The following is a 22,118-nucleotide window of genomic DNA, read 5'->3' on the forward strand; positions in this document are numbered from 1 at the left end:
TGGTGACCAATCCGCAACCCCGAGGAGCCGTCAGGATGAGCGCGACCAGGACCGTCGGCATCGTCGGGGGCCACGGGAAGACCGGTCGCGCGGTGGCGGCGGCGCTCGCGGAGCGGGGTGCCGGCGTGGTCGTCACCGGCCGCGCGGAGTGGGACGACCTCGCCGAGGCGCTGGCGGGCCGCGAGGCGGCGTACGTCGTCACGCCGAACCTCCACGACGACGAGCCCGGCTACGTCCAGCACGCGCTGGACGCGGCGGGGGCGGCCGGGGTGGGGCGCGTGGTCTACCACTCGGTGGCCTCGCCGCACGTCCCAGCGATGCCGCACCACCTCGACAAGGCGGAGGCCGAGGACCTGGTCCGCACCTCGGGGCTGGCGTGGACGATCCTGCAGCCCGGCGCCTACCTGCAGAACCTCGACCTCACCCGGACCGTCCGGCTGCCCTACCGCGCGGACGCGCCGTTCGGCTTCCTCGACCTTGCCGACCTCGGGGCGGCCGCCGCCACCGTGCTGCTGGACGACGGCCACACGGGGGCGACGTACGAGCTCGCCAGCCGGCAGGCGACCGTCGCCGACCTCGCCGCGGAGGCCGGGGTCGAGGTCGTCGTCGAGCGGCCGACCGGGCTCCCGGTCGACCGCGAGGACGCGGTGCTGCGGGCGATGTTCGCCCACTACGACGACCACGGGCTGCTCGCCGGCACCCGGGTGCTGGACGCGTTGCTCGGGCGCTGACCGAGCAGCCCGCGACCGCGCAGCCTCAGCCCCAGACCTCGTCGGCCAGCTCGACGAGCAGCGCCAGCTTGGCCTTCTCCTGGTCGACCGAGAGCGAGTTGCCCTCGGAGGTCGAGGAGAAGCCACACTGCGGCGAGATGCAGACCTGGTCGAGGTCGATGTAGCGCGCGGCGTCGTCGAGGCGGGCCTTGAGGGTGTCCTTGGACTCCAGCTCGCCGTGCTTGGTCGTGACGATGCCGAGCACGACGAGCTTGCCCGGCGGCACGTGGCGCAGGGGCTCGAAGGTGCCGGAGCGCTCGTCGTCGTACTCCATGAAGAAGCCGTCGACGCCCAGCTCGTTGAAGAGCGCCTCGGCGACGAAGTCGTAGCCGCCCTCGGCCACCCACGAGTCGCGGAAGTTGCCGCGGCACATGTGGGTCGTGACGGTCAGCCCCTCCGGGCGCCCGTCGAGCGCTTCGTTGAGGTGCCGGATGTAGGCCTCGTGCAGGTGCTCGGAGTCCTCGCCCCGCTCGGCCATCGCCTTCCGCTGCTCGGGGTCGTTGAGGTAGGCCAGCGAGGTGTCGTCGAGCTGGAGGTAGGTGCAGCCGAGGTCGTGCACGCGGCGGACCTGCTCGCGGTACGCCGCGGTCAGGTCGGCCCAGAACTCCTCGGTGTCGACGTACACGTCGGGATCGATCGAGGCGGCGCCGCCGCGGTAGTGCACCATGCTCGGCGACGGGATCGTCAGCTTCGGGGTCACGCCGTCGGCGACGTGGTCGCGCAGGAAGGCGAAGTCGTCGCCGAAGACCGTCTCGCCCAGCCCGATGCGCCCGTCGACGCGCAGCGCGGCCGGCGTGAAGTCGATCTCGCCGGCGGCGTTCTTGAAGTGCACGGCCAGGTTGTCCTGCGCCTTGCTGATGCCGTCGAGCGCGTAGATGAAGTCCATGTGCCACGAGGCCCGGCGGAACTCGCCGTCGGTCGCCGACCGCAGCCCGACCGAGCGCTGGAGCTCGACGACCTCGACGACCGCCGCGTCCTCCTGCCGGCGCAGCTCGGCCGCGTCGATGCGGCCGGCGGCCAGGTCCTCGCGGGCGCGCAGGAGCGACGGGGGTCGCAGCAGGCTGCCGACGTGGTCGGCACGGAAGGGGGGAGCGTCACGGAGCACGGGTGCCTCCTCGATAGGTCGTCGTGGTCGTACCCGACTATGCCCCCCGGGTCCACGCACGCGGGTCGCGGATGCGCGAGCGCCCGGTCGCCGCCGGTTAGCGTGACGCCATGCCGACCGCGCCCGCGCCCGCCGCCGAGGTGCTGCGCGACCCGGGCTTCGCACGCTTCTGGACGGCCGAGACGGTCTCGGGCTTCGGCACCTACGTCACCACGGTCGCCCTGCAGGTGCTGGTCGTCCTGACCCTCGACGGCAGCGCGGCCGACGTCGGGTTCGTGAGCGCTGCGCGCTGGCTGCCGTACGTCGTCCTCGGGCTCGTCGTGGGCGCGCTGGTCGACCGGCGGCGCCGGCAGCCGCTCCTCGTCGTCACCGACCTGGGGCGGGGGCTGCTCCTGTGCGCGATCCCGCTGCTCGCCTGGCTCGGGGGCCTGTCCGTGCCGGTGCTGATGGCGGTGATGGTCGCCTTCGGGACGCTCGCGCTCGTCAACGACGCCGCCACCCAGTCGTTCGTGCCCCGCCTGGTCCCGCGGGCCTCGTTGCTCGCCGCGAACGCCCGCCTCGACCAGAGCGACGCCGTGGCCCAGACGTCGGGACCGGCGATCGGCGGCGCGCTCGTGGGCCTGCTGGGCGCGCCGGTCGCCGTGCTCGTCGACGCGGCGTCGTACCTCCTCTCCGCGGCGCTCACCGCCTCGATCCGGGTCACCGAGACCGTCCGGGTCCCCACCGAGCCGCCGCACCTGCTGCGCGAGGTGCGCGCGGGGCTGAGGTGGGTCTACCGGCACCGGGTGCTGACGCCCTTCGCGCTCGGCACCCACGGGTGGTTCGTGTGCCACAGCGCGCTGACCACCGTCTACGTCACCTACGTGCTGCTCGGCCTCGACCTCGGCACGTTCCAGCTCGGGCTGACCCTCGCCGCCGCCGGCGTGGGCGGCCTGGTCGGCAGTTTGGCCGCGACGCGGGTGGGCCTGCGCTGGGGCGTCGGGCGGACGGTGATCACCTCGTGGCTCCTCTCGCCGGTCGGCTGGGCCGTGATCGTGCTGGCGCCCGACCCCGGCCCGGGCAGCGCGGTGCCCACCGTGGCCGTGCTGATGGCCGGGCAGCTCGTGTGCGGTCTCGCGATGGGGCTCGAGAACGCGAACTCGATGGGCTACCGCCAGGCCGTCACCCCGGACGCGCTGCAGGGCCGGATGAACATCACGATGCGCTCGATCAACCGCGCGATGGTGGTCGTCGGCGCGCCACTGGGCGGGCTGCTGGGCGACGCCGTCGGCTACCGCCCGGTGATGCTCGGCGGGATCGTCGGGTTCGTGCTGCTGGCCGCGGGCCTCGCGCTGTCGCCGTACCGCCACGCGCGGCACGACGACGAGGCTCCGGCCTGACGCCTCCCTGCCTGATGCTGCCCGATCCGTGACGGTGGCATCATCGGTGGCCATGAGCGAGCAGGACCCCGAGACGTACGCCGCCCACGGCGATGCCGCCTGGCGCTGGGTGCTCGACCAGGTGCGCTGGGACGACGGCCCGTGGATCCCCACGTCCGTGCCCGTCGCAGGGCCCGCCGGGTCGCGGACGCCGCCCACGCCGCCGTCGGCCCCGCTCGTGCCCCCGCCCGATCGCGACGGCATGCACAGCGGGATCGGCGGCCTGGCCCACGTCCTCGCCGAGGTCCGGCTGGCGCGTCCCTGGACCGAGGAGGAGACCGCGCTCGCCGACGGCATCGCCGCGCGGCTGCGCGCGGGGATCGGCGGCACGGAGGAGTACGACTACTTCGACGGGCTGGTCAGCACGATCGGCGCGCTGACGGCCCTGGGTGCCGCGGGCGTCGGCGACGCGGTCGCGCGGCTCGAGGTGCTGGCCACCCCGGACGGCTGGCCGCAGACCGCCGTGGTGCCGCCGCGGGCGACCCCGGACGCCCGGATCAACGACGCCACGCTGGGCACCGCGGGGGTCCTCCTCGGAGCGCTGTGGGCACGACGGCACGGTGCGGGGGAGGACGCCGACGGGGCGGCGACGCGGCTGGCCGGCCACGCGGCGGAAGTGCTCCTGGCCGAGGCCGAGCCGGAGGGCACGGGCACTCGCTGGCGGTTCGTCCCGCGGCGGTTCCTCGTGGACGCCGCCCCGCCGACCGAGATGCCGAACTGGTCGCACGGGTTGGCCGGCGTCGCGGCGGCGCTCACGGTCGCGGGCCGCGAGCTCGACCGCGCCGACCTCGTCGACGCCGGGCGCCGCGGCGCCGAGCACCTGGTGACGCTGGGCGACCGGTCCGGTGGCGGGTTCGTCGTCCCGGTCCAGGTGCCGACCCCCGTGGACGCGGACCGGGACCCGGTCACCTTCAGCTGGTGCCACGGACCGACCGGCACGTCGCTGCTCTTCGCCGCGCTGGAGGCGGCAGGAGTGGACCGGGTCGCGGACGAGTCCCCGGAGCAATGGCACGGCAGGTGCTGGTCGAGCGTGCGGACCTCGGGGATCCCCGCCCGGCTGCACCCCGGGTTCTGGGACAACGACGGACGCTGCTGCGGCACCGCCGGGGTCGGCGACCTCGCGCTCGACAGCTGGCGGCGGACCGGGCGGGCCGAGGACCGCGACCTCGCCGTCCGGCTCGCCGACGCCCTGGTGGAGCGGGCCGAGTTCCACGGACCGCACGCGTGGTGGCGCTTCGTCGAGCACCGGGCCGAGCAGCCGCTGCTGCCGCCCGGGGTCGGCTGGTTGCAGGGGGCGGCCGGCATCGCGGCGTACCTCATCCGCGCGGGGCGGGTGCTCGGCGCCGTCGACGGCAGGAACGCACCCGCGGTCGCCCGGATGGACACCTGGTGGGCGGTGCCGGGCTACTCCGGCAGCGGCTCGGACGGCAGCGGGCCCAGCCCGGCGAACGCGTCGAGGTAGGGCGCGACGTCGCCGCGGACCGTCCAGTTCCGCAGCTGGGCGGCCGTACGCCGGCTGGTCAGCGCCCGGGCCAGGTCGAAGCCGCTCGCCCGCAGGAGCACGGCGGCGTCGGCGGCTGCCCCCGCCGAGCACCACGACCACGACGGCCGACCAGGCTGCGGCGACTCCTCGAGCGCCAGCGGCGGGAGGTCGGTGGCGGCGAGCGTCCGGCCCAGCCGCTCGGCCATCCGCTCACGCACGATCACCAGCCCGTCGCTGGCCCGGCCGCCGGGCACCCCGAGGGCGCCGCGCAGGTCCTGCTCGTGGATGACGACGTCGTTGAGCGGCCGCGAGCCGTGCTCCTGCATCCAGGCCGGCAGCCGCTGCGCGACGTCCGCCCACTCGGCCAGCAGCTCGCGGGCGCTCCGGTCGGCGCGGGCCTCGACCTGCGCCCGCGTCCAGGCCTCGTGGTGGTCGTCGGGCTCGTCGCCCGCCAGGACATCGCTGCCCAGCCCGACGACGTGGGAGAGCAGGTCGCGCACCGTCCAGTCGGGGCAGGCCGGCACCCGCGTCGCCAGCTGCGCGTCGCCGAGCACCGCGACGAGGTCGGTGACGCGGTCGTGGGCCGCCTGCCAGGATGCGATCGGATCCATGCTCCGCAGCGTTCCACATCGGCCCCAGCGAGCACCCCGACCGGTGCTTGACTGGGGGCATGGAGCGACCCCTCACCGTCATCACCGGCGGCACCCGCGGGATCGGGGCGGCGACCGCCCTGCGGCTCGCCGCGGACGGCCACGACCTGGTGCTCGGCCACGCGAGCAACGACGCGGCGGCCGAGGAGTGCCGGCTCGCGGTCGAGGAGGCGGGCGCGCACGCGGTCGTGGTGCGCGGCGACCTCACCGACCCCGCGGCGGTCGACCGCCTCTTCAGCGAGGCGGCACGCCACGGTCGGGTCACCGGCGTCGTCAACAACGCCGGCGCCACCCTGCACGTCGGCCCGCTCGCCGAGACCCCCGTCGACGTCGTCGCCCGCACCGTCGAGCTGAACCTCACGGCGGCGCTGTACGTCGCGCGGGCCGCCGTACGCACCCTCGCGACGACGTACGGCGGCGCCGGCGGCGTCCTGGTGAACGTCAGCTCCGGGGCCGCGACGCTCGGGTCGCCGGGGGAGTACGTCCAGTACGCCGCGGCCAAGGCCGGCGTCGACGCGCTGACCGTCGGCCTGGCCCAGGAGGTCGCCGACGCGGGGGTCCGCGTCGTCGGGGTCGCGCCCGGCATGGTCCGCACCCGGATCCACGAGGACGCCGGCGACCCCGGCCGGCTCGAGCGCGTGGCGGCCCGGATCCCGCTGGGGAGGCCCGGCGAGCCCGGTGAGATCGCGGACGCGATCGCGTGGCTGATGAGCGACGCGGCGTCGTACGTCACGGGCAGCACGCTGCGGGTCGCCGGCGGCCGCTGACCGGTTGGCAACATGTGCCAGCAGTCCGGGCCGGAGTTGGTCGCGCGTGCCGGTGCCCGGCGGGTGGGCGGTCACTAGGTTCGACGCATGAGGGTCCTGCTCGCGCTCGGCGGCAACGCCATGACGAACGCTGACGGGCGGGCCCGCGTCGAGGACCAGGTCGAGGCCGCCCGCATCGCGATGGAGGCCGTCGCAGCCCTGGTCGCCGAGGGCGTCGACGTCGTCATCACGCACGGCAACGGTCCTCAGGTCGGCAACCTCCTGGTCAAGAACGAGGTCGCCGCCGCCGTCGTGCCGCCGGTCCCGCTGGACTGGTGCGGCGCGCAGACCCAGGCGACCCTCGGGTTCGTCCTCATGAACGCGCTCGACGCCGCGCTCGGGCGGCGCGGCCTGGACCGGCGTACCGCCACCGTCGTCACCCGCACCCTCGTCGCCTGGGACGACCCCGGCTTCAGCCGCCCGACCAAGCCGATCGGGAGGTACCTCCCCGCCGACGAGGCGCGGCTCCTCGTCGAGCACGGCGAGACCTGGGAGGACCGCGGCGAGAAGGGCTGGCGCCGGGTGGTGGCCTCGCCCGAGCCGCTCGAGATCGTGGACGCGCCCGCCATCGCCGCCCTCGTCGACGCCGGCTTCCTCGTGGTCGCGAACGGCGGCGGCGGGATCCCGGTCGTCGTCGACGCGGACGGCGTGCTGCACGGCGTCGAGGCCGTGATCGACAAGGACCTCAGCGCCGCCGTGCTCGCGCGCAGCGTCGGCGCCGACGTGCTGGTGATCGCCACGGACGTGCCGCAGGCCGTGCTCCGGTACGGCGCCCCCGACGCCGAGCCGCTCGGCCGCGTCGCCGTCGGACGGATGCGCGAGCTGGCCGCCGAGGGCCACTTCGCCAGCGGCTCGATGGGTCCCAAGGTCGACGCCGTCTGCCGCTTCGTCGAGCAGGGCGGCAGCCGCTCGGTCATCACCGACCTGGACTCGATCGTCGCCGCCGTCACCGGCGACGGCACCGGAACCGTCGTCACCCCCGATCCGACCGGAACCGTCAGCCCCGATCCGACCGGTGGTTGAGGAGGTCGCGCAGCGACCGTCTCGAAACCCCGGACAGCCGAAAGGAACCCCATGCCCAGCGCCATCGAAGTCCGCAAGGTCCCGATCCACTCCGTCGCCGACGCCTCCGAGCTCGCGACGCTCATCGACGACGGGGTGATGGCGGCCGACCGCGTCATCGCGATCATCGGCAAGACCGAGGGCAACGGCGGGGTGAACGACTACACCCGGATCATCTCCGACCGCGCCTTCCGCGAGGTGCTCGTCGAGAAGGGCGCCGACCCGGCGGCCGTCAAGCAGATCCCGATCGTCTGGTCCGGCGGCACCGACGGGGTGATCAGCCCCCACGCCACGATCTTCGCGACGGTGCCGGACGGCGACGTCGAGCCCAGCGACGAGCCGCGCCTGACCGTCGGGTTCGCGATGAGCGAGCAGCTGCTCCCCGAGGACATCGGCCGGGTCGCCATGGTCGCCAAGGTCGCCGACGCGGTGAAGGTCGCGATGGAGAAGGCCGGCATCACCGACCCGGCGGACGTGCACTACGTGCAGACCAAGACCCCGCTGCTGACCGTGCACACGATCCGCGACGCCAAGTCGCGCGGCAAGACCGTGTGGACCGAGCACACCCACGAGTCGATGGACCTCTCCAACGGCACGACCGCGCTCGGCATCGCCGTCGCGCTGGGCGAGATCGAGATGCCGACCGACGCCGACGTCATGCACAACCGCGGCCTGTTCTCGGCGGTCGCGTCGTGCTCGTCCGGCGTGGAGCTCGACGTCGCGCAGGTCGTCGTGGTCGGCAACGCCGCCGGCGTCGGCGGCCGCTACCGGATCGGTCACTCGGTGATGAAGGACGCGCTCGACGCCGACGGCATCTGGGCGGCCATCAAGGACGCCGGGCTCGAGCTGCCCGACCGCCCGCACCCCTCCGACCTCGACGGCCGGCTGGTCAACGTGTTCCTCAAGTGCGAGGTCTCCCAGGACGGCGTCGTCCGCGGTCGCCGCAACGCGATGCTCGACGACTCCGACGTGCACTGGCACCGCCAGATCAAGTCCGCGGTCGGCGGCGTGACCGCCGCCGTCACCGGCGACCCGGCCGTCTTCGTCTCGGTCTCGGCCGCCCACCAGGGCCCCGACGGCGGCGGCCCGGTCGCCGCGATCGTCGACCTGGGCTGAGGGCCTGCGGCAGGCCCGTCAGCGCCTAGGCTGGCGGGCATGCAGCTGGTCGGGGGGCCGGGGCCCTCGCGCCGCACCGATGCCGCCGTCGCGTCCGTGGCGCTCGCGGTGGCCGCGCTGACGCTCGTGGTCACGACGCACGTCGCCTTCCGCAGCGGGAACGACCTGCTCCTGATCCTGCGCCACCCGCTCACGCTCCAGGCCTCGCAGGCCCTCTGGACCGGGCTCGCGTCCGCGAACCTGATGATCCTGCAGGTCGTCTGCCTGGCCCGGCTGCCCTGGCTGGAGCGAGCCTGGGGCCGTGGCCGGCTGACCCGGTGGCACCGTTGGCTCGGCTTCTGGTCGTTCTGGCTGATGGTCGTCCACGTCGGGCTGTTCGCCCTGCAGCGGGTGCTGCGCCGGCCCGGACGTGCGGGCCAGGCGCTCACCGACGTGTTCCTCCGCGAGCCCTGGATGCTGTGGGCCACGATCGGCACCGTCCTGATCGTGCTCGTGGTCCTGACGTCGCTGGCCGTGGCTCGCGCCCGGCTGCGGTACGAGACATGGCACCTGCTGCACCTCTGGGCCTACGTGGGGATGGCGGCGGCGCTGCCGCACATGCTGGTCGCCTCCGACTTCCACACGCCGTGGGTGACGGCGTACTGGTGGGGGCTCTACCTCGGCGCCCTCGGGCTCGTCGTGGCGTTCCGTGTCGTGCTGCCGACGTGGCGTTCCTGGCGCGAGCCGCTGCGGGTGCTCCAAGTGGAGGAGGAGGCCGCGGGCGCGGTGTCCGTCGTCGTGGGAGGCGGCGTCCGGCGGCTCGGTGCGCGACCCGGGCAGTTCCTGGTCTGGCGCTTCCTCGGCCCGCGCGGATGGTCGCGTGGGCACCCGTACTCCCTGTCCGACGCGCCCACCGACACCCGCACCCGCATCACGGTCGGCGGCTCCGGTGACGGTGCGCTCCGGCTGCGGTCGCTCACACCGGGCGCCCGCGTGCTCGTCGAGGGGCCGTACGGCGGGCTGCCGACGACCCGCCGCCGGCATCCGCATCTGGTGCTGATGGCGGCGGGCGTCGGCATCACCCCGCTTCGCTCGCTGCTCGGTGCGCTCGAGGCAGCGCCGGGCGAGGTCACGGTGCTGCACCGGGTCCGCGACGACGGGGACCGGCTGTTCGCCGAGGAGATCGACGAGCTCGCGACACGCCACGGGGTGCGCGTCGTCGTGCTGGCCGGTCCCCGTCGTGCGCCGTTCTCCTGGCTGCCCGCGGGGGTCGAGGACACCGAGACCGAGGCGCTGCAGCGTCTGCTGCCCGACCTGCTGGCGTCGGACCTGTTGCTGTGCGGTCCGCCCGGGTGGTCCGACGCCGTGGAGCACGCGGCCCGGCTGGCCGGCGTCCGTCGCCGTGACCTGCACCGCGAGGACTTCGCCTGGTGACCTGGCCCCGTGCGTTCCCCGCAGCCCACGCCGTCAGGCAGGGGTGACCTCACGCCCCCGCACCCGGTGCACGACGGCGCCCAGACCGAGGCCGACCAGCGCGGGCACGACCAGCAGCACGGCGAAGAACACCGCGCTGTCCGCGATCGCGGACCCGACGTTCTCGTCCGCGACCGTGACGGCCAGCGCGACGCAGATCGCCATCCCGCCGAGCGCCGCGGTGAGGACCCACGTCACGAGGGCCGGCACGAGCCCGTGCCGCAGCCCGTCGACGAACGCCCAGCCGAACGCCACCACCACGACCAGCAGGAACGCCAGCAGCCCGGCGCCGAGGGCGTCGGTCGACCCGCTCCGGTCGATCACCGCGCCGTAGGCGGCGACGACCAGGGCGAGGACCGCGGAGCGCACGAGGACGCCGGCGAGGGTGCGGGGGAGGCTCATGCCCGCAGCCTCGCGGACCGGGGGTGCCGACCGCAGCGAAACCCCCGGACCCGCGGGGGGCTCAGCGCACGGTGCGTCCGGCGAACGCCGCGAGCCGCTCGTACGCCGAGGCGCCGTCCGGGGCCGGGACCTCCGGCCCGAAGGCACCCGAGCGGTTATCGTCGGTGAGCGCCCCGGACATGAAGGCCAGCCCGCGCTCGGCGACCTCCGGGTCGAGCGGGCCGGGGTGGCCGATGGCCTGCGCCAGGTCCCAGGTGTGGACGGCGAACTCCGCCGTCTGCCAGTCGACCTGGCCCGCCTCGGCGGCGTCACCGGCCTGGTGCCACTGGTGGAGCAGGTCGTCGGCGCCCTCGCGGAACGCCTCGGCCCAGCCGCCGGTGACGGGCTCGGGCTCCTTGGCCCAGTCGACCTCCTCGCCGCGTGCCATCGCGACGAAGGTGCGGGGGTCCTGGACCAGGTGCGCGACCAGGTGGGCGACGTCCCACTGGGAGCAGGGGGTCGGCTGGGACAGGTGCTCCTCGTGGACGGCGGCCAGCACGTCGCCGGTCTGGTCGAGGGCCCGGGAGAGCAGCGCTACGGACTCGTGAGCGGTCATGGTTCCTCCTCGTCGCGGTCACCCTAACCCCGCAGGACGGGGCTGGGCAGGGGTCAGCTCAGGAGTCGAGCCACGCCCGGATCGCGTCGTCGTGCTGGCCCAGCGTCGGCGGTGCGGCGTGCGTCGAGCGGCCGCCGGAGAACGCGTTGTCGTCGAAGCGCAGCGGCGACCCGGGCAGCTGCAGCACCCCCTGCGTCGCGTGCTCGACCGACAGCAGCAGCCCCTGCGAGAGCGTCTGCTCCCAGGCGTAGACGTCGTCGAGCGAGCGGACCTTGCCCGACGGCACTCCGGCGTCCGCGAGCAGGGCCAGCCAGTGCTCGGCCGGGTCGGTCGCGAAGTGCGCCTCGAGCAGCGCGACCAGCGCGTCGCGGTGCTCCACCCGCAGCACGTTGGTCGCGAAGCGCGGGTCGGCCACGTCGAGGTCGAGCGCCCCGCACAGCGCGCGCCACAGACCCTCGGAGCCGCAGGCGATCTGGATCGGGGCGGTGCCGGTCTCGAAGAGGCCGTACGGCGCGATCGCGGGGTGGTGCGCCCCGGCGAGCCCGGGCACCTCGCCCGCGACGGTCCACCGGGTGCCCTGGAAGGCGTGCACGCCGATCATCCCCGCGAGCAGCGACGTACGGACGACGCGCCCGCGCCCGGTGGTGGTCCGCTCGTGCAGCGCGGCGAGCACGCCGAACGCGCCGTTCATCCCGGCCAGCAGGTCGGCGATCGGCACGCCCACCTTGGTCGGCTGGTCGGCACCGGTGAGCGACATCAGCCCGCCCTCGCCCTGGGCGATCTGGTCGTACCCGGCCCGCTTCGCCTCCGGCCCGTCGTGCCCGAAGCCGGTGATCGACAGCACGACCAGGCCGGGGTTCAGCTCGTGCAGCCGCTCGACGGGGAACCCGAGCCGGTCCAGCACGCCGACGCGGAAGTTCTCCATGAGCACGTCCGCGCGCTCGACCAGCCGGGCCAGCACGTCCTGGTCCGCCGGGTCCTTGAGGTCGAGGACGAGCGACTCCTTGTTGCGGTTCGTGGAGAGGAAGTACGTCGACTCGCGCTCGTCCTCGTCGCCGATGAACGGCGGGCCCCAGCCGCGGGTGTCGTCGCCGGTGGGGGACTCGACCTTGATGACGCGGGCCCCCATGTCGCCCAGCATCTGGGCGGCGTGCGGCCCGGCCAGGGCCCGGGTCAGGTCGATGACGAGCAGGTCGGAGAGCGGGCCGTCGGTCATGCGCCGAGCCAACCACGGGGGACCGGTCGACGCACTGGCAGGTGTCGACAGGACCGTCGGTGCCGGATGGTTAGGTGGTCGTCATGAGCTCGCCGACGACGTACCACCTGGTGCGCCCCGCCGCCGACCTCCGCGTCCCCACCCTCGACGAGCACCAGCAGGCGGTCGTCGACCACGAGGGCGGGCCGCTCCTCGTGCTCGCCGGTCCCGGCACCGGCAAGACGACGACTCTGGTCGAGGCGATCGTCGACCGCATCGAGCAGCGCGGCGCCGCGCCCGACAGCGTGCTGGCGCTGACCTTCTCCCGCAAGGCCGCCGAGCAGCTGCGCGACCGGGTCACGGCCCGCCTCGGCCGCACCACCTCGACGCAGCTCAGCTCGACGTTCCACTCCTTCGCCTACGCGCTGGTGCGTCAGTACTCTCCCCCCGAGCTGTACGCCGCCCCCCTCCGCCTGCTCAGCGCCCCCGACCAGGACGTCGTGCTCCAGGGGCTGCTCACCGACGCGCCGGAGTCCGTCGACTGGCCCGACTCGCTGCGCCGCGCGGTCGGCACCCGCGGCTTCGCCGCCGAGGTGCAGTCGGTGCTGGCCCGGGCCCGCGAGAAGGGGCTCGACGGCCCCGCCCTGCAGAAGCTCGGCCACGAGGCCGACCTGCCGGAGTACGTCGCCGCCGGGCTCTTCCTCGACCAGTACCTCGACGTCCTCGACGCCCAGAGCGCCGTCGACTACGCCGACCTGATCCGGCGTGCGGTGCTGGAGGCCGAGGCCCACCGCGACGAGCTCCGGGCGCGCTTCACGCACGTCTTCGTCGACGAGTACCAAGACACCGACCCCGGCCAGGTCGCCCTCCTTCGCGCGCTGGTCGGCGACGGCGGCAACCTCACCGTGGTCGGCGACCCCCACCAGTCGATCTACGGCTTCCGCGGCGCCGAGGTGCGGGGGATCCTGGAGTTCCCCAGCGCCTTCCCGCGGCGCGACGGCCGGCCGGCCGACGTGGTCGCGCTGCGGACGACCCGACGCTTCGGTCCCCGGGTGCTGCTCGCGTCGCAGCGGGTCGCCCGCCGGCTGAGCCTGACCGGGTCGATCCCCGAGGAGGCGCGCCGCTCGTTCCTCGAGCCCGTCGCCGCACCGAACGACCTCGGCGACGGCCGGGTGGAGGTGCTGACCTTCGACACCGAGCGCGCCGAGGCCGAGCACCTCGCCGACCTGCTGCGCCGCGCCCACCTCGAGGACGGCGTCGCGTGGTCCGACATGGCGGTCCTGGTCCGCTCGGGGCGGGCCAGCATCCCGGCCCTGCGCCGCTCGCTGGTCGGGGCCGGCGTGCCGGTCGAGGTGGCCTCCGACGACACCCCCCTGGTCGCCGAACCCGCGCTGGCCCCGCTGGTCGAGGCGCTGCGGGCGGTGGTCAACCTCGACAACGAGGACCCGGACCACCTCGACTTCCTCGACCCGCACCGCGCCCACGGGCTGCTGGTCTCGCCGCTCGCGGGCCTCGACGCCACCGACGTCCGCGGCCTCTCCCGGCTGCTGCGGGTCCGGGAGAAGGCCCGCGCCGCCGCGGAGGGCCGGTCCCCGCGGCCCTCGCCGGAGCTGCTGCGCGAGGTCCTGGTCGACCCGACCGTGCTCGACGGTGCCGAGGGCCCCGTCGCCGCACGCGTCGGCACGCTCGCCCGGCTGCTCCGCGGCGCCCGGGCCCGGCTCGACGCCGGCGCCACCGCCGAGGAGGTCCTCTGGGAGCTGTGGGCCGGCACGTCCTGGCCGGCCCGGCTGCGCTCCTCGGTCGAGAGCGGCGGCGCGGGTGCCCGGCTCGCCCACCGCGACCTCGACGCCGTCTGCGCGCTCTTCGAGACCGCCGCCCGCACCGAGGAGCAGCGCGGCCACACCTCGGTCGCCAACTTCCTCGACACGCTGGCCGCCCAGCAGATCCCGGCCGACAACCTCGCCGACCGCGGGGTCCGGGGGGAGGCCGTCCGGCTGCTCACCGCGCACCGCTCCAAGGGGCTCGAGTGGCGCCTGGTCGTCGTCGCCCACGTCCAGGAGGAGGGCTGGCCGGACCTGCGCCGCCGCGGGTCGCTCCTGCAGGCCGACCGGATCGGCTCCGACGGGCCGCTGCCACCCCTCTCGCTGCGCGAGTCGCTCATGGAGGAGCGCCGGCTCTTCTACGTCGCCTGCACCCGCGCCCGCCAGCGCCTGGTCGTGACCGCCGTCGCCTCGCAGGACGACGACGGCGAGCAGCCCTCCCGCTTCCTGGCCGAGCTGGGGGTCAACGAGCGGCACCTCCAGGGCCGCCCCGTGCGGCCGCTGTCGATGGCCGGGCTGGTGGCCGAGCTGCGCCGTACCGTCGCCGACCCCGCCCAGCCCGACGCTCTCCGTACCGCCGCCGCCCACCGGCTGGCCCGGCTCGCCGCCGAGCGGGTGGGCGAGCGGCCGCTGGTCGCGCACGCCGACCCCGCGTCCTGGTGGGGCACCCGGGCCGCGACCCGCTCGGACGTCCCCGTCCGGCCCGCCGACCTCCCGGTCACCCTGTCGGCGAGCGCCCTCAGCTCGCTGCTCACCTGCCCGGCCCGCTGGTTCCTCGAGCGCGAGGCCGGCGGCACGACCGCGTCCACCGCCTCCCAGGGCTTCGGGCTGCTCGTGCACGCGATTGCCGAGCGCGTCGCGAAGGGCGAGCTCACCGACGACCCGGCCCAGGTCGACCAGCTGATGGAGCACGTCGACGCCGTGTGGGGCCGGCTGTCGTTCCGCACGCCCTGGTCGGCGAGCCGCGAGCGGAGCGAGGTGCGCGACGCCCTGGCCCGCTTCGTCGCCTGGCACGGCCGCCCCGGCGCCCGGACCCTGCTCGCCACCGAGGAGGAGCTGCGCGCCGAGGTGACCCTCCCCGACGGCCAGCGGGTCGGCCTCTACGGCTTCGCCGACCGGCTCGAGGTCGACGCCGACGGCCGCGTGGTCGTCGTCGACCTCAAGACCGGGAAGTACCCCCCCACCAACGAGGAGGTGACCCAGCACCCGCAGCTCGGCCTCTACCAGTACGCCGTCGCGCACGGCGCCGTCGACCACCTCCTCGACGCCCCCGGCGAGCCGGGCGGGGCCGAGCTCTGGCACCTGCGCAAGGAGTCCCGCGGTGCGGTCCGGACCCAGGCGCAGCCCCCGCAGGAGCCCGGCCCCGACGGCACGGTGCTCGTCGAGGTCCAGCTGATGGCGGCGGCCGAGGCGATCCGCGACGAGACCTTCCCGGCCCGCTCCGGCAACCACTGCGACACCTGCTCGTTCCTCGCGATCTGCCCGGTCAAGGGCGCCGGGACGGTGCTCTCGTGACGACCACTGACGAGCGGGACCCGACGTCGGCCCTGTCCGCCGCGCCCCGGGTCCGCATCGACGACCCCGCCGACCTGCAGCGCGTGATGGGCACCGACTTCCAGGTCAGCCCCCAGCAGTGGGCGGCGATCTCGGCGCCGCTCGAGCCGGCCGTCGTGATCGCCGGCGCCGGCTCCGGCAAGACCGCGCTGATGGCCGCGCGCGTCGTCTACCTCGTGGTCACCGGCCAGGTCGCCGCCGACCAGGTGCTCGGCCTGACCTTCACGACCAAGGCCGCGAGTGAGCTCGGCCGCCGGATCCGCGACAGCCTCGCGGCGGCCGGCCACGGTCGCGGCGCCGCGGCGCTCGAGGGTGACGAGGAGGTGCTCGAGCCGACGGTCGCGACGTACAACGCGTACGCGGCCGCGCTGCTCAGCGAGCACGGCCTGCGGATCGGGCACGAGCCCGACACCCGGGTGATGGCCGACGCCTCGCGCTACCAGCTCGCCGTCCGGGCGATCAGCCGGCACACCGGCCGCGTCGAGCTGCTGAGCGACCACCCGGAGACGGTCGTGACCAACCTGCTCGGGCTCGAGGGGGCGATGAGCGAGCACCTGGTCGACGAGGCCGCCGTCCGGGAGTTCCAGCGCCGCGAGACCACGGCGTTCGAGGCCGCCCTCGAGACGGCCCGGGCCCGAACGGACATCCTCAAGGCCCTCAACACCCTGGGCCGCCGCGGTGAGCTGCTCGACCTCGTGCGCACCTACCGGCGGCTCAAGGCCGACCTCGGCCTGATGGACTTCTCCGACCAGATCGCCCTCGCCGCCCAGCTCGCCGAGGAGCACCCCGACGTCGGGCGCCTGGAGCGGGAGAAGTTCCGCATCGTGCTGCTGGACGAGTACCAGGACACCTCCGTCGCCCAGGCCCGGATGTTGCGCCGGCTCTTCTCCGGCGACGACCCCGCACACGGCCGCGGCCACGCGGTCACCGCGGTCGGCGACCCCAACCAGGCGATCTACGGCTGGCGCGGCGCCTCGGTCTCGAACATCCTCGGCTTCGGCCGCGACTTCCCGGCCGCCGACGGCTCGCCGGACGTCCCGACCCACCCGCTCACGGTCAACCGCCGCTCCGACCGCCGGATCCTCGAGGTCGCCAACCGCCTGGCCGCGCCGCTGTACGCCCAGTTCCCGCAGGTGCGCGAGCTCGAGGCGGCCGAGAGCGCCGGTCCCGGAGCCGTGCGCACCCTCGTCCACGAGACGTACGCCGGCGAGCTGGCCTGGCTGGCGGGCGAGGTCGCCGCGACGCACGCCGCGATGCCCGAGCCGGCCTGGCGCGAGATCGGGGTGCTGACCCGCGACAACGCCACCGCCGCCGACGTCTTCGACGCGTTGACGGCCGTGGACATCCCGGTCGAGATCGTCGGCCTCCAGGGGCTGCTGCGGCTGCCCGAGGTGGCCGAGGTGGTCGCGACGCTGACCCTGCTGCACGACCTGACGGCCAACGCCGCCCTGCTGACCCTCCTCACCGGCCCGCGCTGGGCGATCGGGCCGCGGGACCTGGCCCTGCTGGGGCGCCGGGCCCGGGTGCTGGCGGTCGAGGCGGACGACAGCGGCCTGCGGGAGATCGCGGCGCAGCTCGAGGCCGCGGTCGCCGGTGCCGACCCGACCGAGGTCAGCTCGCTGGCCGACGCGCTCGACGACCCGGGCGACGCGGCGTACTCCCCGGCCGCCCGCGAGCGCTTCGCGCTGCTGTCCGCCGAGCTGCGGATGCTGCGCACGCACGTGGGGGAGCCGCTGCTCGACCTGGTCCGCAAGATCGTCGACACGACCGGCATCGACGTCGAGCTGGCCTCGTCGGTCAGCGCGGCGGCGCGGGCCCGGCGCGACAACCTCGACCTGTTCGTCAAGGCGGTCGCGGAGTTCCAGGCCATCGACGGCGCGGTCAGCCTGGCGGCGCTGCTGGCCTACCTCACCGCCGAGGACGAGATGGGCACCGGCCTCGACATCGCGACGCCGACCGAGGCCGACTCGGTCAAGCTCCTGACCGTGCACCGCGCCAAGGGCCTGGAGTGGGACGCCGTCTTCCTCGTCGGCGTGTGCGAGGAGAAGTTCCCCACCACCCGCACCCGCACGCTGTGGCCGAACGGCCCCGCGGTGCTGCCGTCCCCGCTGCGCGGCGACGCGGCCGACCTGCCCCAGCTGCGGGGCCACGAGAAGGCCGACCTCGACGCCTTCAAGGCGGCGTCCCGGGCGCACGAGGCGCAGGAGGAGCTCCGGCTCGGGTACGTCGCCTTCACCCGGGCCCGCCACCTGCTGGTCGTCTCGTCGTACGTCTGGAACGAGTCCCGCAAGACCCCGCTCGGCCCCTCGCCGTACCAGGTCGCGGTCGCCGAGGCGCTGGCCGACTGGGGCCTCGAGCCCGACCGCTGGGAGACCAGGCCCGAGAAGGGCACCCTGAACCCGCTCCAGGTCGGCGCCGTCCAGGCCGCCTGGCCGGTCACCGAGCACACGGCCGAGGCGCTGCGCCGCATCGACGCCGCCGAGGTCGTGCGGGGCGCGATGGCCGAGCACGCCGCCGGCGGGCTCGTCGAGCCCGAGCTCGACATGGTGGAGGCCGCGATCGCCGCCGAGTGGGACGCCGAGCTCGACCGGCTGCTCGTCGAGGCCCGACGTGACCGCTCCGGGCACGTGTCGGTGCCGCTGCCGAGCAGCCTGTCCGCCACGGCGGTGGCCCGGCTGCGCGACGACCCGGTCGACTTCGCGCGCGACCTGGCGCGCCCGATGCCGCGCCAGCCGTCGCCGTCCGCCCGGTTCGGCACCCGCTTCCACGCCTGGGTCGAGGCCCGCTTCGGCCAGCAGGACCTCTTCGACCCCGAGGAGCTGCCCGGCCAGGGCGACCGCGGCATCGACTCCGAGAGCGACCTCGCCGAGCTCGTCGCCACCTTCGAGGCCGGCCCGTTCGCCGACCGGGTGCCGGTCGCGGTCGAGGCGCCGTTCTCGCTGGTGCTCGCCGGCCAGGTCGTCCGGGGCCGGATCGACGCGGTCTACGCCGAGCAGGTCGACGGCGCCGACGGCTACCTCGTCGTCGACTGGAAGACCAACCAGCGCGCCTCCGCCGACCCGCTCCAGCTCGGGCTGTACCGCCAGGCGTGGGCCGACCTCCGCGGCGTGCCCGTCGAGCGCGTCCGCGCCGCGTTCTACTACGTCCGCACCGGCGAGCTGGTCGAGCCCACGGGCCTGCCCGCGCGCGCCGACCTCGAGGCGCTGGTCGGCGACGCCGGGTGACCGGCGGGTCTAGGGTCGGCCCATGAGCACACCAGCCATCGTGGTCGTGGGGGCCGGTCCCGGCGTGAGCGGCTCGGTCGCGCGCCTCTTCGCCGCCGAGGGGTACGCCGTCGGCCTGGTCGGCATCGACGCGGCGCCGCTGTCCGAGCTGGAGGCGACCATCGCCGACGTGGACGTGCGGACCGCGATCGCCGACCTGACCGACGTGGAGTCGGCCACCCACGCGATCACCGGGCTCGGCGACCACTTCGGCCGGATCGACGTGCTGCACTTCAACCCCAGCGCGTTCCGCGAGAAGGACCCGCTCGAGCTGACCGTCGCCGAACTGCTCCAGGACGTCGCGCTCGGCGTCGGTGCGCTGCTCACCGCCGTGCAGGCGGCGAGGCCCTACCTCTCGTCCGGTGCCCGGGTCACCGTGACCGGGTCGATGGCGGCCGACGAGCCATGGCACCGGGCGGCCTCGCTCGGCGTGCAGAAGGCCGGCGTCCGCAACCTCGTGCACAGCCTCGAGGCCACGCTCGCGCCCGACGGCATCCGCGCGGTCTCGGTCACCGTGCAGGGCACGCTCGCCCGGGAGGGCGCCTTCACCCCGGACCGGGTGGCCGCGGCGATCCTGGCCGCGTCCCGCCAGGACGAGGACGGCTGGCGCACCGACGTGCCGTACGCCGGCTGAGGTCAGCCGACCCGGTCGAGCCCGGCCTCCGCCTGTTCGTCGAGCCACCGGCGTACGCCCCGGGCCGCGACGCGGCCCGCACGGTTCGCCCCGATGGTGCTGGCCGACGGGCCGTAGCCCACGAGCTGCACGCGCGGGTCGGCCACGGACTGCGTCCCGTCCAGCTGGATGCCGCCGTGCGGCGAGCGCAGGTGCAGCGGCGCGAGGTGCCGCACCGCCGGCCGGAAGCCGGTCGCCCACAGGATCACGTCGACCGGCTCGAAGGACCCGTCCGCCCACCGCACGCCGGTCGGCTCGATCGCGGCGAACATCGGGCGGCGGCGGTAGGCGCCGAGCCGCTCGGCCTCGCGCTCCTGCTCGCGCAGCGCCAGCCCGGTGACGCTCACGACGCTGGCCGGCGGCAGCCCGCGCCGCACCCGGTCCTCGACCAGGGCCACGGCGGCCCGCCCGACCTCGGGGGTGAAGTCGTCGGTGCGCCACACCGGCGCGCGCCGCGTCACCCAGAGCGTGTCGGTCACCGGCGCCAGCTCGCCGAGGAACTGCACGGCCGACGCGCCACCGCCGACGACCAGCACCCGACGGCCGCGGAGCCGCTCGGGTCCGGGGTAGGTCGCCGTGTGCAGCTGCTCGCCGCGGAAGGTCTCGATGCCGGGGTAGTGGGGCAGGTGCGGCTGCGACCACGTCCCCGTCGCGTTCACCAGGGTCCGGGTCGTCCAGGTCCGCGCGCCGGCGTGCACGACCAGCAGCCCGTCGTCGTCGGTCACCGTGTCGACGCGGACCGGCCGGACGACGGGGAGGTCGTGCTCGCGCTCGTAGGCCGCGAAGTACGCCGGCACGACGGTGTTGGCGCGACCCTCGGGAGCCCCGGGGGAATGCGAGTCGGGCAGCGCCGCGACCCCGTGCACGTCGTGCATGGTCAGCGAGTCCCACCGGTGCTGCCAGGCCCCGCCGGGGGCGTCGTCGGCGTCGAGCACGGCGTGCGCGACGCCGAGCCGCGCCAGGTGGTACGACGCCGACAGCCCGGCCTGGCCGGCGCCGACGACGACGGAGTCGAGGATCTGCACACCCGGACAACGCCGACGACGCGCCTTCTATGCCGGCCCGGGCGCGGCTCAGCCCAGCGCGAGCCAGGCGCGCAGCAGGTCCACGAGGCCCACCAGCGCCACCACCCCGAGCACGAGGACGGTCGCGAGCAGCGCGAGCGGCATCGCCACCCACAGCAGCAGGAACACCCACCGCGCCACCAGGCCGACCGGGCCGGCCCGGCCACGGGCGCGGATCGCGGAGTACCGGCCGGACCAGAGCCGGTGCCACTGGCCGTAGGAGTCGGGCAGGAACGGCACCCACGGGTCGCGGGTGCGCACCGCCAGCGCCACCAGGCCGTACGACGTGCGCGGCAGCGGTCGGGGCGCCGACCCCGGCTGCCCGGTGGGAGCGGAGGTCGCCGCGACCTCGGGGTCGGGCAGGAGCAGCGCCCGGGCCTCCGGGGTGTCGACCAGCTCGGGGCGTTGCCGCGCCCAACCGCGCAGCACGTCGACGACCCGCGGCCAGTCCGCCCCGTCGCCGAACGCCACCTCGCCGGCCGGGCCGACCACGACGAGGCGGGCGTGCAGCCGGCCGCGGCCGAGGCCGCGCGGACGGGGGTCGTCGGCCGTCGTCGCGGACCACGTCGTGCCCGAGGCGGGCAGGTAGCGCAGCCGCACCGCCTGGTCGCGGTGCACCTGCACCTCGACGTGCCCGCCGCGCTCGCGCCGGCACTCGTCGCCGGTCAGCACCGTGCGGCCGGGGCGGCGCACGAGCTGTCCCGCGAGAGCGACCAGGCCGAGCCCGAGCAACAGGGCCAGGGGCACGAGCACCACGAACCCGATCGCGGTGCCGCCGGCGGAGGTCGGCCGGTCGGACACGGTGAAGCCGTCACCCAGCACGGCGCGCACGAGCGCGACCACGAGCCCGGCCTCGACGAAGCCGCCGGCGACCAGCATCGCGAGGAGGGTCGCCCGTGGTTCGCGGACCACCACCTCGTCCGGGGTGGGACCGCCGACGGGACGGGTCACGCCGCTCAGGACGCGAGCGCGGCGGTGAGGGCGATCTCGACCATCGCGCCGAAGGTCTGCTCCCGCTCCTGCGACGTGGTCTCCTCGCCGGTCACGATGTGGTCGGAGACGGTGCAGATCGCCAGGGCGCGGCGGCCGTGCTTCGCGGCCAGCGTGTAGAGCGCCGAGGCCTCCATCTCGACCGCGAGGACGCCGTACTCGACCATCCGGGCGGTGAGCTCGGGGCGCGGGCTGTAGAACGAGTCGCTGCTGAAGATCAGGCCGACGTGCACGCCCGCGCCGTCCGCCAGCGACCCGGCCGCGTCGTGCGCCGCCCGCAGCAGGGCGAAGTCCGCCACGGGGGCGTAGTCGAGGCCCTCGAAGCGGATCGTGTTCATCGACGAGTCGGTGCAGGCGCCGGAGGCGATCACGAGGTCGCGGACGGCGAGCTTCTCGGTCAGCGCGCCGCACGAGCCGACGCGGACGATCGCCTGGACGTCGTACTCGCTGAACAGCTCGTTCGCGTAGATCGCCAGCGACGGCTGGCCCATGCCGGACCCCTGCACGGAGACGCGGTGGCCGCGCCAGGTGCCGGTGTAGCCGTACATCCCGCGGACCTCGCTGTAGCAGCGGGCGTCGTCGAGGAACGTCTCCGCGATCCACCGCGCACGCAGCGGGTCGCCGGGCATGAGGACGAGGGGGGCGATGTCGCCGGGGGCGGCGCCGATGTGGGTGCTCACCGGCCGAAGACTAGCCTCGG

At 75.2% G+C, this 22,118-nt stretch carries 18 protein-coding genes; 10 read left to right on the forward strand and 8 right to left on the reverse strand.

The window, feature by feature from the left end:
* Window positions 1-35 precede the first annotated feature (35 nt).
* Window positions 36-731: an SDR family oxidoreductase gene (locus H5V45_RS17285; protein WP_185254074.1), complete on the forward strand. Its 696-nt coding sequence runs from the start codon at window positions 36-38 to the stop codon at window positions 729-731.
* A gap of 25 nt (window positions 732-756) precedes the next feature.
* Here the strand turns inward: H5V45_RS17285 and H5V45_RS17290 are convergent, their stop codons facing one another.
* Window positions 757-1,875, reverse strand: coding sequence for a 5-methyltetrahydropteroyltriglutamate--homocysteine S-methyltransferase (locus tag H5V45_RS17290; protein WP_185254075.1), 1,119 nt, complete (start codon window positions 1,873-1,875; stop codon window positions 757-759).
* A 110-nt stretch (window positions 1,876-1,985) separates the two neighbouring features.
* Between H5V45_RS17290 and H5V45_RS17295 the strand changes: the two genes are divergently transcribed.
* Window positions 1,986-3,254: an MFS transporter gene (locus H5V45_RS17295; protein ID WP_185254076.1), complete on the forward strand. Its 1,269-nt coding sequence runs from the start codon at window positions 1,986-1,988 to the stop codon at window positions 3,252-3,254.
* Window positions 3,255-3,306: 52 nt separating this feature from the next.
* Window positions 3,307-4,755 (forward strand): lanthionine synthetase LanC family protein, encoded by a 1,449-nt coding sequence (locus H5V45_RS17300; protein WP_185254077.1) that lies wholly within the window; start codon window positions 3,307-3,309, stop codon window positions 4,753-4,755.
* On the opposite strand, the gene H5V45_RS17305 is transcribed toward H5V45_RS17300, so the two are convergent.
* On the reverse strand, window positions 4,698-5,387 hold the full coding sequence (locus H5V45_RS17305) for a maleylpyruvate isomerase family mycothiol-dependent enzyme (protein WP_185254078.1): 690 nt from the start codon (window positions 5,385-5,387) through the stop codon (window positions 4,698-4,700). The two genes, H5V45_RS17300 and H5V45_RS17305, sit on opposite strands and share 58 nt — an antisense overlap.
* A gap of 59 nt (window positions 5,388-5,446) precedes the next feature.
* Between H5V45_RS17305 and H5V45_RS17310 the strand changes: the two genes are divergently transcribed.
* The 4 genes from H5V45_RS17310 to H5V45_RS17325 all read left to right on the forward strand — a co-directional run bounded on the left by H5V45_RS17310 (window position 5,447) and on the right by H5V45_RS17325 (window position 9,823).
* Window positions 5,447-6,193 carry an SDR family oxidoreductase gene (locus H5V45_RS17310; RefSeq protein WP_185254079.1) on the forward strand — a complete coding sequence of 249 codons (747 nt, stop codon included), beginning with the start codon at window positions 5,447-5,449 and terminating at the stop codon, window positions 6,191-6,193.
* Window positions 6,194-6,280: 87 nt separating this feature from the next.
* Window positions 6,281-7,255, forward strand: coding sequence for a carbamate kinase (locus H5V45_RS17315; RefSeq protein WP_185254080.1), 975 nt, complete (start codon window positions 6,281-6,283; stop codon window positions 7,253-7,255).
* 51 nt (window positions 7,256-7,306) lie between these two features.
* Complete coding sequence (bar, locus tag H5V45_RS17320) at window positions 7,307-8,410, forward strand: barbiturase (protein ID WP_185254081.1); 1,104 nt, start codon at window positions 7,307-7,309, stop codon at window positions 8,408-8,410.
* 39 nt (window positions 8,411-8,449) lie between these two features.
* On the forward strand, window positions 8,450-9,823 hold the full coding sequence (locus tag H5V45_RS17325; protein ID WP_185254082.1) for a ferredoxin reductase family protein: 1,374 nt from the start codon (window positions 8,450-8,452) through the stop codon (window positions 9,821-9,823).
* A 33-nt stretch (window positions 9,824-9,856) separates the two neighbouring features.
* Here H5V45_RS17325 and H5V45_RS17330 read toward each other — a convergent pair whose 3' ends face one another.
* The 3 genes from H5V45_RS17330 to H5V45_RS17340 form a co-directional block, all read right to left on the reverse strand.
* Window positions 9,857-10,264 carry a hypothetical protein gene (locus H5V45_RS17330; RefSeq protein WP_185254083.1) on the reverse strand — a complete coding sequence of 136 codons (408 nt, stop codon included), beginning with the start codon at window positions 10,262-10,264 and terminating at the stop codon, window positions 9,857-9,859.
* Between the two features lie 61 nt (window positions 10,265-10,325).
* Window positions 10,326-10,859 (reverse strand): TIGR03086 family metal-binding protein, encoded by a 534-nt coding sequence (locus H5V45_RS17335; protein WP_185254084.1) that lies wholly within the window; start codon window positions 10,857-10,859, stop codon window positions 10,326-10,328.
* Between the two features lie 58 nt (window positions 10,860-10,917).
* On the reverse strand, window positions 10,918-12,075 hold the full coding sequence (locus H5V45_RS17340; RefSeq protein ID WP_185254085.1) for a CaiB/BaiF CoA transferase family protein: 1,158 nt from the start codon (window positions 12,073-12,075) through the stop codon (window positions 10,918-10,920).
* A gap of 83 nt (window positions 12,076-12,158) precedes the next feature.
* On the opposite strand from H5V45_RS17340, the gene H5V45_RS17345 reads away from it, so the two are divergent.
* Genes H5V45_RS17345 through H5V45_RS17355 form a run of 3 tightly spaced genes read left to right on the forward strand, consistent with a single transcriptional unit; the run spans window position 12,159 to window position 19,325 of the window.
* Window positions 12,159-15,389 (forward strand): ATP-dependent helicase, encoded by a 3,231-nt coding sequence (locus H5V45_RS17345; protein ID WP_185254086.1) that lies wholly within the window; start codon window positions 12,159-12,161, stop codon window positions 15,387-15,389.
* Window positions 15,386-18,652, forward strand: coding sequence for an ATP-dependent helicase (locus tag H5V45_RS17350; RefSeq protein WP_343061608.1), 3,267 nt, complete (start codon window positions 15,386-15,388; stop codon window positions 18,650-18,652). Before H5V45_RS17345 ends, H5V45_RS17350 begins: the two co-directional genes overlap by 4 nt.
* A 22-nt stretch (window positions 18,653-18,674) precedes the next feature.
* A complete protein-coding gene (locus H5V45_RS17355) occupies window positions 18,675-19,325 on the forward strand; it encodes an SDR family oxidoreductase (protein ID WP_185254087.1) in 651 nt (216 codons plus the stop codon).
* Between the two features lie 2 nt (window positions 19,326-19,327).
* Here H5V45_RS17355 and H5V45_RS17360 read toward each other — a convergent pair whose 3' ends face one another.
* Genes H5V45_RS17360 through deoD form a run of 3 tightly spaced genes read right to left on the reverse strand, consistent with a single transcriptional unit; the run spans window position 19,328 to window position 22,098 of the window.
* Window positions 19,328-20,389: an NAD(P)-binding domain-containing protein gene (locus tag H5V45_RS17360; protein WP_185254088.1), complete on the reverse strand. Its 1,062-nt coding sequence runs from the start codon at window positions 20,387-20,389 to the stop codon at window positions 19,328-19,330.
* 48 nt (window positions 20,390-20,437) lie between these two features.
* The gene (locus H5V45_RS17365) at window positions 20,438-21,379 is read right to left on the reverse strand and encodes a hypothetical protein (protein ID WP_185254089.1); all 942 of its coding nucleotides are present in this window, start codon (window positions 21,377-21,379) and stop codon (window positions 20,438-20,440) included.
* 5 nt (window positions 21,380-21,384) lie between these two features.
* A complete protein-coding gene (gene deoD, locus H5V45_RS17370) occupies window positions 21,385-22,098 on the reverse strand; it encodes a purine-nucleoside phosphorylase (RefSeq protein ID WP_185254090.1) in 714 nt (237 codons plus the stop codon).
* Window positions 22,099-22,118 lie beyond the last annotated feature (20 nt).

It is taken from the genome of Nocardioides luti, from assembly GCF_014212315.1.
Taxonomy (GTDB): domain Bacteria; phylum Actinomycetota; class Actinomycetes; order Propionibacteriales; family Nocardioidaceae; genus Nocardioides; species Nocardioides luti.